We start from the raw sequence: 17,148 nt of genomic DNA, 5'->3' as shown, positions 1-17,148 counted from the left end.
CTTTACAACTGTTAAGGCACTACATCATGACGACGTCGTACTTGTCCTGATTATACAAAGTTTCTGTTTGTACCTTAATTTGTTTCGACACAAACACTTCCAACTCGGCCAGCATGTGAGACTCTTCACCCATTAGGGCTTCAACAACCTTTGGTGAGGCATAAACCACAAACTTATCAGCGTCGTAAGCTCGATTAACTCGAACGATTTCACGCATAATTTCAAAGCAAATGGTTTCAATGGTTTTTACTGTACCACGGCCCTTACATACAGGGCATTCGCCACACAAGATGTGCTCGATACTTTCACGGGTGCGTTTACGGGTCATTTCAATTAACCCCAAAGCAGTAAAACCGTGAATATTTATTTTGGCTCTATCCTTGTTCGTCGCTACTTCTAGTGAATGTAAGACCCTCCTTTTGTGATCTGGTTCAATCATATCGATAAAGTCGATGAGGATCATTCCACCTAAGTTGCGCAGCCTTAATTGGCGCGCGATAGCCTGTGTGGCTTCTGTATTAGTATTGAAGATAGTTTCTTCTAAGTTACGATGACCTACAAACGCGCCAGTATTAATATCAATAGTGGTCATCGCTTCTGTTTGGTCAATAATAAGATAACCGCCAGATTTAAGGTCAACACGCCTTTCTAGTGCTCGTTGTGCCTCATTCTCCACATCGTACAAATCGAAAATTGGCCGATCACCGGTGTAATATTCCAATTTCCCGTTCATTTCCGGCACGTATTCTTTCGTAAACTGATGCAACTCTTGAAACGATAATTTTGAGTCAATTCGAATGCGATCTAACTCAGTTCCCACGAAGTCGCGAAGTACACGTCTAGCGAGCGGTAGGTCTTCGTAAAGTACATTCGACTTGCGCTTTTTCATTCGCGACTGAATTTTGTCCCACAAGCGCCGTAAGAAGGCCGCATCAGATTGCAGTTCATTGGTGCCGACACCTTCAGCAGCGGTGCGCAATATGAACCCGCCATTTTCATCACAGAACTCTTGAACCAGTGTTTTTAAACGCTCACGCTCGGCCTCTTCTTCAATGCGTTGGGATACTCCCACGTGCGTTACCGAAGGCATAAATACTAGATAGCGACTTGGAATGGTAATATCTGTAGTTAAGCGTGCGCCTTTTGTACCAATGGGATCTTTTACAACTTGCACGACAATATCTTGTCCATCGCGTACCAATTCACGTATATCTTGCTTTTGTATATGACTAGCCGACACTTCTTCTGCGATTTCATTGTGAATGACAATATCTGAAGCGTGCAGAAAGGCTGCTTTCTCTAAACCAATATCCACGAAGGCTGCCTGCATTCCAGGTAGCACACGACTTACTTTGCCGCGGTAGATATTACCAACAAGACCTCGCTTAGTATGACGCTCAACGTGGATCTCTTGCAAAATCCCATTTTCAATAAGCGCCACTCTCGATTCGGATGGCGTAACGTTAATTAGCAATTCAGCACTCACAACTACACTCCAAATGCATTAAGTAATTGACGGGTTTCGTAAAGCGGAAGGCCTACAACCGAGCTCGCACTACCATTAATCGACACCACAAATTCACCACCAATACCTTGGATGGCGTAACTTCCCGCTTTATCTGCGGGTTCCCCAGTATCCCAGTATGCGTCTATCTGGTTATCAGTCAATGCGGCAAAAGTCACCTGTGTGACTACTGTTTCAGTACATTGATTATTTTTATCCAACACACTGATTGCCGTAAGTACGTCATGAGTATTCCCTGATAGCATTCGCAAAATACGCCGCGCATCACTCTTATCGGTGGGCTTGCCTACACTTTCGCCGTTAAACGCAATCAGCGTATCACTGGCTAAGATCACATCATCATCGGCAAACTCGCCTGATGCTTCAAGTGCAGATTTCACTGCCAGCGCCTTTTCAGCGGCTAGCCGCTCAACCAGCGCCACAGGTGTTTCATCCTTTCTCGGCGCCTCATCAATATCAGCGGGCACAATACGGTGTTTAATATTCATCTGCTTTAGTAAAGCAGTTCGCCTAGGTGAGGCAGAAGCTAATACTACCGATTTTGTCATAACTCAGCCTTTATCTGTAACTTCTGGGCAATCAATAAATGGAAAACTGTCTACGCGTGCGGCGCAGTAACCAAAATACCCATGGCCACAACACCATAGAAGTGATTACAGGCCATAGATAATCAACTTGAAAGTAAATGTCAGTTAACAAATGCTGCACCCAAAACGTCAGCAAATGATAAAGAGCAGAAAGTAAGCCAATAATGATGGCTTGCTGCCAAACAGAGTAGTTGCGCAAGCGCTGGTAGTTTGCGGTAAGTATATAAACGCAAATACTGAACCCTAAACTGTGAATACCCAAGGTCGTACCTACTAGTACGTCCATTGCAATACCCGTTAAAAAGGCCACTCCCACATTAACCCGGTGTGGTAAAGCCATACTCCAATAGGCAATGACCACTAGTACCCAATCAGGGCGATATACATCCACCTGAATAGGCAAGGGCACAATTTGAAGTACCAGAGCGATGGCGATACTAATCCAAATAACAAGGTTACGCTTACGCATCATTCGCCCCTTCTACGTCCTCGTCATTGCCATTTTCACTTTCATCCGCTTTATTTTGATTTTCTTGCGTGTGCCAAAGCAGTAACAAATGCCTTAGCCTGTCTAAATTGGCAAGTGGAGTAGCAATAACGCGAGCAAACGGGCGACTTTCATCTCTGATAACTTGCGTTACTTTAGCGACAGGGTAGCCCTCAGGGAATACTTTCCCTAAGCCAGATGATATTAGAGTATCACCCTCAACAATATCCACACTGTGAGGGACGTGCTCTAAATACAGTTCATTGATCGCACCGCTACCCGTGGCAATAAAGCGAATATCATTTCTAAGAGAGCGTACAGGTATTGCGTGGGTTACGTCAGCGATAAGCAATACTCTACTATTTGTTGAACCGACCTCCATCACTTGTCCAACAATACCCTCTTCATCAATCACTGGTTGTGACAAGTAGACACCATCAATAGCACCTTTGTTGATTACCACTTGCTGGCTGTAAGGGTTCTTATCGACAGCCATCAATTCAGCCACAACTTTACGAGATTGAATACGAAGCGGCGCTTCTAATAACTCTCTTAACTGATCGTTCTCTTTAGCTATCACATCAAATTGTTGAAGCTTCTCGCTCATCAATAGCAATTGGTCATTCAGTTTTTTGTTTTCTTCAAGTAGCTGTTCGTGTGAAGTGAGTCGCTGGGCGCTTTCGTTTAGCATAAGGCCTGGTAAATTGGCAATATACTGAAGTGGGCTCATCAATGAATTGAGATAAACGCGTGTTGACTTGAAACCATCTAGCTTGTGATCTACAAAAATAAGCACTACTGACAAAACCAATGCCAGTGCAAGTCGATTATTTAGGGAAGGACCGCGGGTAAAAATAGTATCCATGATACAAATAAGGCAACCTTATGGTTGCCTTTCCTGCTTATTCGTAACTAAACAGGTCGCCACCGTGAAGGTCAATCATATCGAATGCCTTACCGCCACCGCGTGCTACACAAGTTAGTGGATCATCAGCGATGACCACAGGAATACCCGTTTCTTCCATTAGTAAGCGATCGAGATCTTTCAGTAAAGCACCACCACCGGTCAATACCATACCGCGCTCAGATATGTCAGAGGCTAATTCTGGTGGAGATTGCTCTAATGCAACCATTACAGCAGATACAATTCCCGTTAGCGGTTCTTGCAATGCTTCTAGAATTTCGTTTGAGTTTAATGTGAAACCTCGTGGTACACCTTCAGCGAGGTTGCGACCACGTACTTCTATCTCGCGTACTTCTTCGCCAGGATAAGCTGCGCCAATCTCATGCTTGATGCGCTCTGCTGTGGCTTCACCAATTAGTGAACCAAAGTTACGGCGAATGTAGTTGATAATAGCTTCATCAAACTTGTCACCACCAATGCGTACTGACGATGAATAAACCACACCGTTTAATGAGATAATTGCAACTTCGGTTGTACCACCACCGATGTCCACGACCATCGAACCTGTTGCTTCTGAAACCGGTAAGCCCGCTCCAATCGCAGCAGCCATTGGTTCATCTATTAAGTACACTTCACGCGCGCCTGCACCAAGCGCAGACTCTTTGATAGCACGACGCTCAACTTGTGTTGAACCACATGGCACACAGACTAACACTCGAGGGCTAGGGCGTAAGAAATTATTGTCGTGTACTTGCTTGATAAAATGTTGGAGCATTTTTTCAGTCACGTAGAAATCGGCAATAACACCGTCTTTCATCGGGCGAATTGCTCTGATGTTTCCTGGTGTACGGCCCAGCATTCGCTTAGCCTCGGCACCTACCGCAGCAACACTTTTTGGCCCCGCTGCACGCTCTTGACGAATAGCTACTACAGACGGTTCGTTGAGTACAATACCTTGGTCTTTAACGTAAATCAGCGTATTAGCTGTTCCGAGGTCGATGGACAGATCGTTAGAGAACATGCCTCGAAGCTTTTTAAACATGAAGAGTGTATTCCTGTTTCTGTGTTAACGCGTATATTCAAAGGTGAGATGGCGACGCTTTAACGTGAAGTCGATATTTATCAGCACACTTTAACAATGGGGGCAAATTTGGGCAAGTAATGCCTACCATTGAAGTTAAATTATGTTTGATAATCGCCGCGACCTTACTAACAATGACGAAATAACGAGCTCATTTAATTAAGATTAGACCTTAAGAGTGACTATCGAGGAAAAAGAAGGTTCCCACTATTTACCGATTATTATTAAACACAACCATATTCGCACCCTTTTGATACACATACCATGCTTTACCACACCAATTCGCTGGTCTCGCCTGTTTCAGGAAAGTAATCAAAGAATGCACCGCTACTCAAGCTATAACGACACCCGTATTCACTGTCGTCACTTTCTGAGTCTATAACGTAATATCGCGAATGCACCCTAAAACCGTCTACCATCAAAGGAGCAGCAACAAGAGATGTCCACACTTTTTCGCACCCTTCATCGGTGTGGTCGATAGCGGGCCACCCATTGTGATTCATGCGTACCGGCTTTCGGTTTATTTCCTTTCCAGTATCATTGTAATGTACCAACATTATCATGGACGTAGGCTGTTGCACTTTCCACTGCCAATGCGCTGTACTGACGTGATTTTTGAACGTATTAACTTTCTGCTTGAAGGCCTGTTCGGTCGTGTCACTTTCATCAGTGTGGAAATAGTTAATTAATACGCCTAAGACAATAGCAAAACCTACGACCACCATCACTTTGATGACGTTAATCAGTGTAAAAGGGTCTTTTTGTATGCGGCTCATTACTATTTTCCAAATACCAACATGCTTTATTATAGTGGTACTTTAAGTATCGGCCGTCTATTTGAAATATAAAGAAAATGTTAAGACACCTTCTTGTCATTCATTGCTTTCTAATGAGGTAATACCCCAAAAATCGCTATTCTTTTGGGTTAAAAGCCACCCTCTTTTTATGAGTTCCTTTCGCGTGAAGTAGTGAATCATTCCGTGACCAAACAAAATAATTCTTTGGTGATGCTCACCTAAGCTTTCTACGTGGTCTGCGAGTTTAACAACACGCCTCTTGGCTTCTTTAAAACTCTCAAAATGCCCTTTGACTCCCAGAAACCATAGAAATCGGCTGACAACAACCCATTGCCATGCTCTAAGCGAGATAAATGGCACCTTATAGTAAGGAATATCCATCTCTTTTAGGTATTCACAATACTCGTCGACTCGCATTACACCGTATTTTTGTGCTGATAACTTTGCGCGTAATAAAGGGCTGACGATGATGTAACTCGAATCTAAGTTGACCTTTTCATGAGGAAGACTATTTGGGTCGAGTGCAGACCTATCATAATCGTGAACCCACTTCTTGTAATTAACTGCATTAACGAACTCATTATGAGCAGACTTCGGTCGCCCATGACGAATAAGCACTATTTGCCGTTTATTGGCATTTAGTACTTTGCTTTTATTCGCGTCCATCTTCACATCCATGCTCAGGGAGTCCGTTATGCAGTTGCTCTGTTTTCTTCGTTTATAACATCACCGTAAACAACGCTTTCAATATACGCTTTCAGTTCACTTTTCTGTATGTCGCTGAGTCGCAAACCATGTTTAGTTCTGCGCCAAATAACATCGTCAAGAGACATGGCCCACTCATGCACTATGAGATAGTCCACTTCGGCTTTAAACAGACTCGCACCAAAGTCCTTCCCTAAAGCATCAAGTGAAGTAGCGCCTTTAAGAAACTTATAGCATAAAAGACCGTATTGTCTGGTATAGCGCTGGGCAAGTGATTCTCCTAACCACGGAAACTCACTGGTTAACTTTGCAACTAGCTCAGTTTGACTAGTAAACGTGCCACCAGGCAACGGTGCTTCTTTTGTCCATGCCCTTTTCGCTCGTGGGAAGCAGGTAACTAGTTTGTCTACCGCGTGCTCTGCTAGCTTGCGATAAGTAGTAATTTTTCCACCAAAAATATTGAGTAACACTGGGGAACCTTTGCTTCCTGCCAGCTCCACTTTATAGTCTCGCGTTAGTTCTTGCGCAGAGGCATTTTTCTCTTCAAGTAACGGTCTAACACCACTGTAGCTGTGAACAATGTCATCACGAGAAACCTTAGACTTAAAGTACGTATTCACCACGTCAATCAGATAATCCGTTTCCGCCTCTGAGATTCTTGCATCTGATGGGTTACCAACGAAATCTTCATCCGTGGTTCCCACTAATGAAAAATCACCTTCATATGGAATAACGAAAACAATACGACCATCCTTATTCTGAAGAATGTACGCCTCCTGAGAGTCATACAATTTTGGCACAATGAAATGGCTGCCCTTGACCATGCGCATAGCATTTGGGTTATCCATATTTACTAGTCTGTCCAAGAAGGAAACTGCCCAAGGCCCTGCCGCATTTACAATAGATTTAGCACGAACGGTAAACGTTTTCCCTTCGTGACTCTTTAAAGTTACTAACCATGTATTCTCATCTTTCTCAGCCTGAATGCATTCAGTTCGAGTGTGAATTTCGGCGCCTTGCTCCTGCGCAGCAATTGCATTGAGAACCACTAAACGCGCATCATCTACCCAACCGTCTGAGTATTCAAAACATGTTGAAATGTCACTAACTAGCGGGCCATCGGGTGATGTAGAGAGTTTACGTGAACGAGGTAACATGTTTCTTTTCGCAAGCGAGTCATAGAGGAAAAGGCCAATGCGGATCATCCAAGCTGGGCGTAAATGTTTCTGATGTGGAAGCCTGAAACGCAAAGGCCACATGATGTGGGGCGCTTTTTTCAACAAGACTTCTCGTTCTGCTAATGCCTCTTTCACTAGTCGAAATTCATAATGTTCTAGATAGCGCAAACCGCCATGAATGAGCTTGCTACTAGACGATGACGTGGCCCCAGCTAAGTCACCTTTTTCACATAGTACAACCGACAAACCTCTACCAGCGGCATCAAGCGCTACGCCAACGCCATTAACACCACCGCCGACCACTAAAACGTCGACTACTTTGTCAGTATGATTACTTTGACCCATTCTATGCCCCTTGTTGGCCTTTCAATATATTGTACATTTGACAACCAAAAAGAAAGCATGTCAACACAAAACGAACAAAAACGAACATAGAGAGGTAGTTTAAGCAGTAGAATGAAATATCACTTGACCATGAAGTGCATAAACAGATTTAGAGTGCCGTAATACCAGTCCGCACAGATAATTACCTTCTGAGTGGGCAGTTATCTATGCGGATTGGTATAAATATTATTTGATATCAGCAGGGTTTAGCCTACCTTTGAGCAGTATACTTTTTGAAAGTGGAACACCTACGCTTTGACGAAGGTGATATTGTTGTCTTCAATAATCTTGTTAATACTAGGAGGGGGTGTTTTATCGCATACAAGGCAGTCCACTTGAGATATATGGCCTTGTTCGACCATCGCACGACGCTCAAACTTACTGTAATCTGCGGCTAAAATAACATGCTGAGTATGTTCCAAAATGGCCTGTGAGACTTTTACTTCTCTAAAATCAAAGTCTAAAAGTGCCCCATCTGCGCTAATACCACTGATGCCAATAATACCGTAGTCCATTCTAAACTGACTGATGAAATCACAAGTCGCCTCACCAATAATACCCCCGTCGCGATAGCGCACTTCACCTGCTGCGATGATTACAGAGAAGTCTTCTTTTGCGGACAATATAGTGGCCACATGGATATTATTAGTTACCACGTGTAAGTTTTTGTGATTAAGCAATTTGGTAGCAATCATCTCCGTTGTTGTACCAATATTGATAAAAAGTGATGCGCCATCTGGGATCATTGCAGCCACGGCTTCCGCAATTTTCTCTTTAACCTGGCTGTTTTGTGTTTTGCGCTCTTGGTAGGGCGTATTTTCCCAACTCTTGTTAAGCCCAGCGCCGCCGTGATAACGACTGAGTACACCATTATCTGCAAGCTGATTAAGATCGCGACGAATAGTTTGCGGCGTTACGTTGCAAGTAGAAACCAAATCATCAATAGACATAAAGCCATGTTGTTTAATAAGCCCAACAATTTTTTCGTGTCTCTGTGCTTGGTTCATAAAAATCTCGTACATCACATTTGTCCATCTGTTTAGTATACGTGGATATTTTCCAACTTCCCACGTCAATTCGAAAACCAAAATGTTCGTTTACGAAAATATAGCGTTGTTAATCTACTGTAAATGATGCAAACTCTATCCAAATTACCTTCAGGAGTGACGTCATGGGACAACATATTCTTGCCATTGATCAGGGCACAACCAGCTCGCGTAGTATTATTTTTTCCCCAAAAGGAAACATTGAAGCAATTGCGCAACAAGAATTTTCGCAGAAGTACCCTAGTGATGGTTGGGTTGAGCATGATCCTGAAGAAATCTGGGAAAGCGTAATCACCACATTAAAGAACGTTTTTGAGAACAGTGACGTTTCAGTTAATGATGTTGCTGCAATAGGCATTACGAATCAGCGCGAAACCACACTGGTATGGGAAAAATCAACCGGCAAGCCAGTTTATCCAGCCATTGTTTGGCAAGATAGACGCACATCTCAACTTTGCAGAGAATTGAGTAACAATTCAGATTTGGTTGATCATATTACGGCAACCACCGGGTTATTACTTGACCCCTATTTTTCTGCAACTAAAGTGGCGTGGATACTAGATAATGTTGAAGGCGCAAGAGAGCAAGCGGAAAAAGGCGAATTGCTTTTTGGTACGGTTGATACCTTCCTTATTTGGCGTTTAACGGGTGGCAAATCTCATAAAACTGATGCTACAAATGCATCGCGTACAATGCTATTCGATATAAATAAGCAATGTTGGGATGAGAAGTTACTGAGTACCTTTAATATTCCTAAATCAATGTTACCTGAAGTGATGGACTGCGCAGCCGATTTTGGCACTATTGATAATAGCATTATAGGTACATCACTTCCTATATACGGTGTTGCTGGTGATCAGCAATCAGCTTTGGTTGGACAAGCATGTTTCGAAAAAGGTATGGCTAAAAGCACGTATGGCACGGGCTGCTTTATGATTTTGAACACCGGTAATGCGCCACTACAATCCAAAAACAGGCTACTAACCACAGTTGGATACCGCCTAGATGGAAAAACAACCTACGCACTTGAAGGCAGTATTTTTATGGCTGGAGCCACTGTGCAATGGTTGCGCGATGGCCTTAAGCTCATTGATGATGCAGCAGAAACCGAAGCATTAGCCCAACGGGCTCGTCAAGACAATGGCGTATTTTTAGTACCCGCGTTTACAGGGTTAGGCGCCCCATACTGGGACCCTGACGCACGCGGTGCCATATTGGGTTTGACCAGAGATACCGGCATCAGCGAAATAGTCGCGGCTGGCTTACAGTCTGTTTGCTATCAAACCAAAGATCTTCAAAAGGCTATGGAAAGTGACGGCGCTAGGCCTACGACTATTCGCGTAGATGGGGGTATGTCACGCAATGACTGGGTAATGGGGTTCCTATCCGACATTTTAGGTGCAGAAGTTGAACGGCCAGAAATTACCGAAACAACTGCTCTTGGTGCGGCGTTTTTAGCTGGCCTTAAAGCAGGTGTATTCCATTCTATCGACGAACTTACCGCTTGTTGGAAGCGTGATAGCGTTTTCACTCCACGCCTAACAAAACAACAACGCGACCATGCTTACGAAGGATGGAAGCACGCTGTCGAACGCATTCGTTGTAGCTAATTTTCTCTTATTTTTCTGATTGTTAATGAAGTGCGGTTATATGCCGCACTTTTTTTATACAAAAAAAATTTTTATAACATTGTCATTACATTGTCATTATGTGCTAGTATTGCAAACAAGGTAAACGTTTCACCTTTTACCTAAAAACACAAAAACGTTAATTTTCAATATGTTAAATACATGCAAAACGGAAATATAACGTTAAACGTGTAAAAACATTGTTAATAAGCTTGATCCGCACATACTAAAAACGTAATTTAAGTGCAAAATACGTTAAAACGTAGCATATCCACGGAGAAAACACAGTGACACACAAAATTAACACACTACAGTTAGGACCGATTGCTAAACGCTCACTTTTAGGTGTTGCTATCGCCTCTGCTCTACATGCCCCAGTTTCATTGGCACAGGAAGAAACGAAAGCAAAAGATGACCAAGTAGAAGTCATCGAAGTTAAAGGTTTTACCAGCTCACTAAAAGCGTCGATGTTAGACAAAAAAGCATCCGATGTTGTTTATGATGGTATTACCGCAGAAGACCTTGGTAAATTCCCAGATCAAAACGTTGCTGAATCACTACAAAGAATTACCGGTGTAGCAATTGACCGTTCAGGTGGTGAAGGTCAATTTATTACTGTTCGTGGTTTTGGCCCAGATTTTAACACCGTACTGGTAAACGGCCGCCAGATTGCTACTGAAAACCAAGGTCGTGCATTCAGTTTCGACACACTTCCAGCCGAACTAATTAGTGGCGCAAAAGTCTATAAAAGCCCACTTGCATCGATGCAAGAAGGTGGTATCGGTTCTACTGTAGAAATTACAACAGCTCGTCCTTTTGCATTTGATGGCTTCAAGGCTGTTGCAAGTGTTAAAGGCATGTACGAAGACATTTCAGAAGAAACCACGCCGCAAATGTCAGGCCTGATTACCAATACATTTGCTGACGGTAAACTAGGTGTTTTAGCAGCCGCGTCATTCCAACAGCGTAAACTTCAAACAAACATGCTGGAAACCCGTTACTGGCGTCCAGGTGTAAGCATCACAGACCGTTCAGAGCTAGACAATCCTGCATACGCAGACAACGCACAGTTTAACGGTGTTTATATTCCTCAAAACTTTGACCAAATTGTTGACCTAGTGGATCGTGAAAGAACGTCTGGAAACTTGGTTGTTCAATATGCACCGAACGACGACATGACATTGACGTTAGACGGTTTATATTCAAAGTTTGAAGTAGACTCAGATGCACACAGCGTTGGTCACTGGTTCTCTGATAGCAACCTAGACAACATGTCTTTCACTGACAACGGCAGCCTTTCAGGCGTAACCAGTACCGTTGTTGATGGCGTAGGCGGTGCAACTGACTTTATCCGTCGCCGCTATGGTCGCGACGTTGAGATTCAAGCATTTGGTGCTAATTTCGAGTGGTTGGTAAACGATAACCTTACCGCAAACATCGATATTTCAACATCAACTGCGGAAGATACCAGTGGTGGTGCAAACTTCTTTACTGTTGTTGGTTACAACAATGAATACAGTGTTGATTATTCTGGCTCTATTCCTTCGCTTACTGTAGCGGGCGGTGATGCTGCACTTCAAACACCTTCTTTAGGCAGAATGCACTACAATGAGCGCAATGGTTTCGATACAGAAGATACCATCAGCGAGTATCGTGCAGACTTCACATGGGTACCAGATTCAGACAATGCTTTCTATAAAGTAGACTTTGGTCTTTACTATCAAGATCGCGAAAAAACGAACACTCGTCGCTTCGCTTCAGCATGTAATGTTTACTGTGGTTACACCTTCGACTTACCCGATGAGCTTCTTACTGTTTTCACAGCCAAGAACTACTTCGGTGGTGTACCTAACCAATGGCTAACATACGATCCAGAAGCGTTCTTCAACTACGCAACTTCTGACGCTGCGGTACAACAAATTGCAGACGCTACTGGTTTAGATTTCGCTGATGTACGCGCTACTATCGACGCGACAAACATCGCAAACCCACAGCCAAGTAACGACTCATTTGTTGTTGGTGAAGAAGTGCTTAGCGCCTATGCACAGTTCTATTTCTCTACTGAAATATCAGACATGCCATTAGATGTGAATTTTGGCTTCCGTTACAGTGAAACTGACACGTCTGTAGATGGAACAAGTCAAATCGTTAGAGATTTACAGCCTATTCCAAACGACCCATCAGATCTGAACGTTGTGTACGAGACAGAAGCTGGTGCTCCGGTAAACGAAACCAACAGTTATTCTTCACTACTTCCAAATGTGAATGTGAAGCTTCAATTAACTGATGATTTGTACCTTCGTTACGCATACTCAGAAACATTGACTCGCCCAATGATGGACGACTTGGTACCTGTGTTTAATGTAACTGTGTCTCGCCCTGGTAATTTGCAAGCACAAGCAGGTAACACAGCGCTACAACCATACAGCGCGACAAGCTGGGACGTATCACTAGAGTGGTATTACGATGACACAAGTTACTTCTCAGCAGCAGCGTTCAATAAAGAAGTTGAAGACTTTATAGCAAACGATACCGCTGACGAATCATTATTCCTAGACAGCGGTGAGTACGTGTTTAGTGTACTTCGTCCACGTAACGGTGAAGCACTAGAAGTTGAAGGTTTAGAGCTTGCTTGGTTGCATACCCTTGAAAGTGGTTTCGGTATTCAAGCGAACGCGACTATTGTAAATTCAGATGCTGAATTCAGCTTGCCTGGTTTAGGTAACTCTCAGAACATTACCTTGTTCTACGAGAAAGATGCTTTCCAAGCACGTGTAGCACTTAACAATCGTGAAACCTTTATGCAAGAAGCAATTAGCACATTAGGTGGAACAGAGCCTCGCTTTACAGAAACTTATACTCAAGTAGATATGAGTGTAAGCTATGACGTAAATGAAACGTTTACCGTGTTCTTCGAAGGTATCAACATTACTGATGAAGAACTAACACGTCGTGGACGTTTGTCTGAGCAATTTGTACAACAAGTTGCTGATGGTTCGCGCTACGCTGTTGGTGTTCGCGCTACCTTCTAATAACAATTAGAAAGTTAAGGGGGCGCTGACGCCCCCTTTTTGTCTTTATACTGCTGAGGAGTTTTTCGTGTCAGGCAGCTTAATCCAACTTGTCGTTTTTCTTTTTATAACCGCACTTATTGGCCTTCTTACCTATTTAAAGTGTCGCGGTCATGGGCATAGTACTGCTAACGAAAACAAGGAATACTTCCTTGCGGGTGGTGGACTATCGTGGATTTTCGTCGCAGGCTCCATTACGTTAACCAATTTAAGTACTGACCAACTGGTGGGTATGAATGGTAATCAAATGGCTTTATTAGCCTGGTGGGAGTTTGCTGCTGTAATTGGCTTAATTATTCTTGCTAAAGTATTTTTGCCGGTTTACTACCACTACAAGTGCACAACCACAACCGAACTGCTTGAATTGCGTTATAACAACAAGCACATCAGAGCAATTATTGGTTTGTTGTTCTTTTTAGGTAGTAGTCTTATTTTCATGCCAGCGGTTATCTATTCTGGCTCACTATTTATGATCAATATGTTTAATGTTGATCTCCCCCTTATGTACGTAGCAACTGCATTCGCTCTTATCGGTGCTCTTTATGCAATTTTCGGTGGATTACGAGCTGTTGCTGTTTCCGACACATATTCAGGTGTTTTGCTACTCACGATGGCGATTGTGGTTGTTGTACTGGCACTTTTCGCAATTGATTTCGATTTTTCAGGTATTCCCAAAGAACGACTTACGTTAATCGGTGACAACGACTCACCATTGCCTTGGCACACATTACTTACTGGCATGATCTTCATTCAAGCCTTTTATTGGGGAACCAATCAAGTAATAACTCAGCGAGCGATGGCCGCACCAAACTTGAAAGAAGCACAAAAAGGCGTATATGCTGCGGCAGTTATTCGCTTTATTGTAGTACCTTCAATTATCGTAATTCCGGGTATTATCTCATATAAGCTGTACGGTGATATAAACGACGCAGCATACGGCACTATTGTGGGCGATGTATTGCCTAGTTGGTTATCAGGTGTCTTCGCTGCTGCACTCGCTGCGGCTGTACTCACTACCTATAACAGTAACCTTAACTCAGCCACAGCACTTTACGTATGTGATATTCACGAAGCTTACTTCCAAAAGAAACCTAACGTTGCACGCTTAAGCGGAGTTGTAACGGCAATATTAACCGTTGTTTCATTACTCATGGTACCCATTTATGCGCAAGCAGAAAGTATCATCAATTTGCTTCAGCAACTGTGGGGCCTGATCAGTATGCCGGTGCTGTCCATCTTTGTAGTAGGTTTGCTGTTTAATAATGTAAACGCCAAAGCAGGAATATTAGCCGTGATATTTGGTGTGGCACTTTACTCTTTCTTCAGCTTTGTTCACGCCCCTTTCGGCTTACACTACATACATCTAATGCCAATAACACTTGGGTGTTGTATAGCTCTTGCATTGCTATTAAATAAAGTTGTTTTCAAACAAAGCGCACAATGGCGCGGACGTTTAATTGACTAATACCGCTTTACTTATCTAAATGGATAGAGGGTGCCAATCTATTGGCTGCCCTCCAACCTTATGTTTTTACGCATAGCACAGCAGCTATGTAAGCATCGCTGCTCCCAATACGAGGTACTTATGTCGTCTCTATCTTCTTTTGTGCGCTTATCCAATGACAGCACTACGATTATTTTTGACTGTCAAGGTCGCATGCCCAAGGTGATTTATTATGGTGCCCTACTAAGTGATACCACTACACCAGAAATGCTCAATGTCTTAAACACCCGCCAGGAAGCGAAATGCGCACCGGTTAATGAACCACCTATTTCGCTAGTTCCAACCCATGGTGAGGGGTGGACTGGCCAACCGGGTCTGGAAGTATTCGGTAACGCAGATCAATGGTCAGCGGGCTTCACACTATGCGAAGCAAATCAAACGGATAATTCCGTAGAGTTTGTTGGTGAAGATACACATCGCAGCATGCGCTTAATTACATTTGTTGAACTCGACAATCTTACGTCGATAGTTAAGTTCTTTTCTCGTCTTGAAAATATCGGCAGTGAAGCACTTAACCTCAATTACCTAAATGCTGCAAGCTTACCGTTGCCTGCTACGATGACAAAAATTAAGACTTTTGAGGGGCGTTGGTCGGCGGAATTTCAAACGCAAGATCACGATTTATTTTTTGGTAGCTACGTTCGAGAAAATCGACGTGGGAAGACCTCTCATGATACCTTTCCTGGCCTTATTGCCTTTCCGCAACACACGGGGGAATTAGATGGCGAATGTTACGGATTTCACTTAGGTGCATCAGCTAATCACAAACTACGCGCCGAACTCATGGCTGACGGTAGAAGCTATGTGCAGTTTGGTGAGCTTTTATTCCCGGGCGAAATCGTATTGCAGGCAGGGGAAAGTTATACCACACCTGTGCTATACACAGGCTTTGGTTCAAAAGGCTTTTCTTCTTTGTCTCGGCAGTTTCACAACTTTATACGCGAAAATATATTAACGCATACCGCTGAGTCGAAACCTCGCCCTGTGCACTACAACACATGGGAAGGTATTTACTTTGATCACAATGAAGACACACTAAAAGCCCTCGCTGACAAGGTCGCACCTTTGGGTATAGAGCGATTTGTGTTAGACGATGGATGGTTTAAAGGTAGACGACACGACAAAGCGGGTTTAGGCGATTGGTTTGTGGATAAGGCCATCTACCCACAAGGTTTAGATGGGCTTATTGACCACGTTACTGGACTTGGTATGGAGTTTGGCATCTGGTTTGAACCTGAAATGGTAAACCCAGACAGCGACTTGTATCGCGCACATCCTGAGTGGGCACTACAAACTCAAAACAACCCACATGTGCCTTTTAGAAATCAATATGTACTTGATTTAACTAATCCAGAAGTGGTTGCGTATCTGTATAAGGTCATCACTGATGTACTTAAAGCCTATCCGAAAATTAGTTACATTAAGTGGGACATGAACCGCGATGTGAACCATCCAGGCAATTTGCAAGGTCAGCCTGCGATGCACGGCCAAACGGCGGCACTATATTCGCTTATTGATCGTGTTAAAGCTGCGCATCCGGGCATTGAAATAGAAAGCTGCTGCTCGGGTGGTGGGCGTGTAGATTTAGGCATTCTTCCCCATACTGACCGTTTCTGGACGTCAGACTCAAACGATGCGCTTGACCGTTTGTACATTCAACGAGGCTTCTCTTACTTCTTTCCTTCTGAAGTAATGGGCGCCCATGTAGGCCCAAGAGATTGTCATATTACCGGGCGACACTTACCCATAGAAATTCGCGCGGCCGTGGCTATGTTCGGCCACATGGGTATTGAAATGGACCCACGTGAATTAACAGAGCATGAGCAAAAAGTACTGACTAATGCAATTTCACTTTACAAGCAATATCGTCACCTAACCCACCTCGGCGATTTGTATCGCATGGACGATGATGGGTTGAATGTAAAGTTTGGCTATGTCTCAAAAGATAAAACAGAAGGTCTATTCGCGTATAACAGTGTTAAAGAAACACTGCGAACTACGCCCACTCGTTTTTACTTTGCAGGGCTTGATGCCAACAAACAATACACCTTAGAGCGCATTTGGCCTGAGAAGCTAAAAGAATATACACCTTCTATCTTGCAGCAAACGGAAGGACAAATTTTTTCAGGTGAAGTGTTGATGAATTATGGTATGCAGTTACCTGTTCTCTTCCCACAAACCGCATTAATTTACGCGGTTAAAGCAATATAAGAGAATACTGACTTTGCACCATTAAGTGAATAAATCAAAA

Annotated in this window: 13 protein-coding genes; 4 read left to right on the top strand and 9 right to left on the bottom strand. The window is 43.4% G+C overall.

The window, feature by feature from the left end; genetic code table 11:
- Positions 1-19: 19 nt before the first annotated feature.
- The 9 genes from rng to EYR97_RS10825 all read right to left on the bottom strand — a co-directional run bounded on the left by rng (position 20) and on the right by EYR97_RS10825 (position 8,655).
- Positions 20-1,486 carry a ribonuclease G gene (gene rng / locus EYR97_RS10865; RefSeq protein ID WP_131093838.1) on the bottom strand — a complete coding sequence of 489 codons (1,467 nt, stop codon included), beginning with the start codon at positions 1,484-1,486 and terminating at the stop codon, positions 20-22.
- Between the two features lie 2 nt (positions 1,487-1,488).
- On the bottom strand, positions 1,489-2,073 hold the full coding sequence (locus EYR97_RS10860; RefSeq protein WP_131093837.1) for a nucleoside triphosphate pyrophosphatase: 585 nt from the start codon (positions 2,071-2,073) through the stop codon (positions 1,489-1,491).
- A gap of 31 nt (positions 2,074-2,104) precedes the next feature.
- Positions 2,105-2,581 carry a rod shape-determining protein MreD gene (mreD, locus tag EYR97_RS10855; RefSeq protein ID WP_131093887.1) on the bottom strand — a complete coding sequence of 159 codons (477 nt, stop codon included), beginning with the start codon at positions 2,579-2,581 and terminating at the stop codon, positions 2,105-2,107.
- Positions 2,574-3,464, bottom strand: coding sequence for a rod shape-determining protein MreC (mreC, locus tag EYR97_RS10850; protein ID WP_131093836.1), 891 nt, complete (start codon positions 3,462-3,464; stop codon positions 2,574-2,576). The genes mreD and mreC overlap by 8 nt, the downstream gene beginning before the upstream one ends.
- 37 nt (positions 3,465-3,501) lie before the next feature.
- Positions 3,502-4,545 (bottom strand): rod shape-determining protein, encoded by a 1,044-nt coding sequence (locus EYR97_RS10845; protein WP_014947909.1) that lies wholly within the window; start codon positions 4,543-4,545, stop codon positions 3,502-3,504.
- Between the two features lie 308 nt (positions 4,546-4,853).
- Positions 4,854-5,360, bottom strand: coding sequence for a hypothetical protein (locus EYR97_RS10840; RefSeq protein WP_131093835.1), 507 nt, complete (start codon positions 5,358-5,360; stop codon positions 4,854-4,856).
- Between the two features lie 96 nt (positions 5,361-5,456).
- Positions 5,457-6,047 (bottom strand): phosphoglycerate mutase family protein, encoded by a 591-nt coding sequence (locus EYR97_RS10835; protein ID WP_242634983.1) that lies wholly within the window; start codon positions 6,045-6,047, stop codon positions 5,457-5,459.
- 26 nt (positions 6,048-6,073) lie between these two features.
- Entirely contained in the window at positions 6,074-7,609 is a 1,536-nt protein-coding gene (gene glpD, locus EYR97_RS10830) for a glycerol-3-phosphate dehydrogenase (RefSeq protein WP_131093833.1), read from the bottom strand.
- A gap of 287 nt (positions 7,610-7,896) precedes the next feature.
- Positions 7,897-8,655 carry a DeoR/GlpR family transcriptional regulator gene (locus tag EYR97_RS10825; protein ID WP_131093832.1) on the bottom strand — a complete coding sequence of 253 codons (759 nt, stop codon included), beginning with the start codon at positions 8,653-8,655 and terminating at the stop codon, positions 7,897-7,899.
- Between the two features lie 164 nt (positions 8,656-8,819).
- Here EYR97_RS10825 and glpK point away from each other — a divergent pair, with 164 nt between their 5' ends.
- The 4 genes from glpK to EYR97_RS10805 all read left to right on the top strand — a co-directional run bounded on the left by glpK (position 8,820) and on the right by EYR97_RS10805 (position 17,108).
- Positions 8,820-10,304, top strand: a complete 1,485-nt coding sequence (gene glpK, locus EYR97_RS10820; protein ID WP_131093831.1) for a glycerol kinase GlpK — start codon at positions 8,820-8,822, stop codon at positions 10,302-10,304.
- Positions 10,305-10,609: 305 nt separating this feature from the next.
- The gene (locus EYR97_RS10815) at positions 10,610-13,354 is read left to right on the top strand and encodes a TonB-dependent receptor (protein WP_131093830.1); all 2,745 of its coding nucleotides are present in this window, start codon (positions 10,610-10,612) and stop codon (positions 13,352-13,354) included.
- A 67-nt stretch (positions 13,355-13,421) separates the two neighbouring features.
- A complete protein-coding gene (locus tag EYR97_RS10810) occupies positions 13,422-14,858 on the top strand; it encodes an SLC5 family protein (RefSeq protein ID WP_131093829.1) in 1,437 nt (478 codons plus the stop codon).
- A 120-nt stretch (positions 14,859-14,978) separates the two neighbouring features.
- Complete coding sequence (locus tag EYR97_RS10805; RefSeq protein ID WP_131093828.1) at positions 14,979-17,108, top strand: alpha-galactosidase; 2,130 nt, start codon at positions 14,979-14,981, stop codon at positions 17,106-17,108.
- Positions 17,109-17,148: the final 40 nt, after the last annotated feature.

The sequence above is a fragment of the Alteromonas sp. KUL42 genome (genome assembly GCF_006538325.1).
Taxonomy (GTDB): Bacteria; Pseudomonadota; Gammaproteobacteria; order Enterobacterales; family Alteromonadaceae; genus Alteromonas.
Note: the sequence above shows the minus strand (reverse complement) of the source record. Positions and strands in the feature narration are given on the sequence as shown.

Coding starts and splice junctions, on each gene's coding strand:
- EYR97_RS10860 (WP_131093837.1), bottom strand. CDS start 2,073: ATGACAAAATCGGTAGTATTAGCTTCTGCCTCACCTAGGCGAACTGCT.
- mreD (WP_131093887.1), bottom strand. CDS start 2,581: ATGCGTAAGCGTAACCTTGTTATTTGGATTAGTATCGCCATCGCTCTG.
- mreC (WP_131093836.1), bottom strand. CDS start 3,464: ATGGATACTATTTTTACCCGCGGTCCTTCCCTAAATAATCGACTTGCA.
- EYR97_RS10845 (WP_014947909.1), bottom strand. CDS start 4,545: ATGTTTAAAAAGCTTCGAGGCATGTTCTCTAACGATCTGTCCATCGAC.
- EYR97_RS10840 (WP_131093835.1), bottom strand. CDS start 5,360: ATGAGCCGCATACAAAAAGACCCTTTTACACTGATTAACGTCATCAAA.
- EYR97_RS10835 (WP_242634983.1), bottom strand. CDS start 6,047: ATGGACGCGAATAAAAGCAAAGTACTAAATGCCAATAAACGGCAAATA.
- glpD (WP_131093833.1), bottom strand. CDS start 7,609: ATGGGTCAAAGTAATCATACTGACAAAGTAGTCGACGTTTTAGTGGTC.
- EYR97_RS10825 (WP_131093832.1), bottom strand. CDS start 8,655: ATGAACCAAGCACAGAGACACGAAAAAATTGTTGGGCTTATTAAACAA.
- glpK (WP_131093831.1), top strand. CDS start 8,820: ATGGGACAACATATTCTTGCCATTGATCAGGGCACAACCAGCTCGCGT.
- EYR97_RS10805 (WP_131093828.1), top strand. CDS start 14,979: ATGTCGTCTCTATCTTCTTTTGTGCGCTTATCCAATGACAGCACTACG.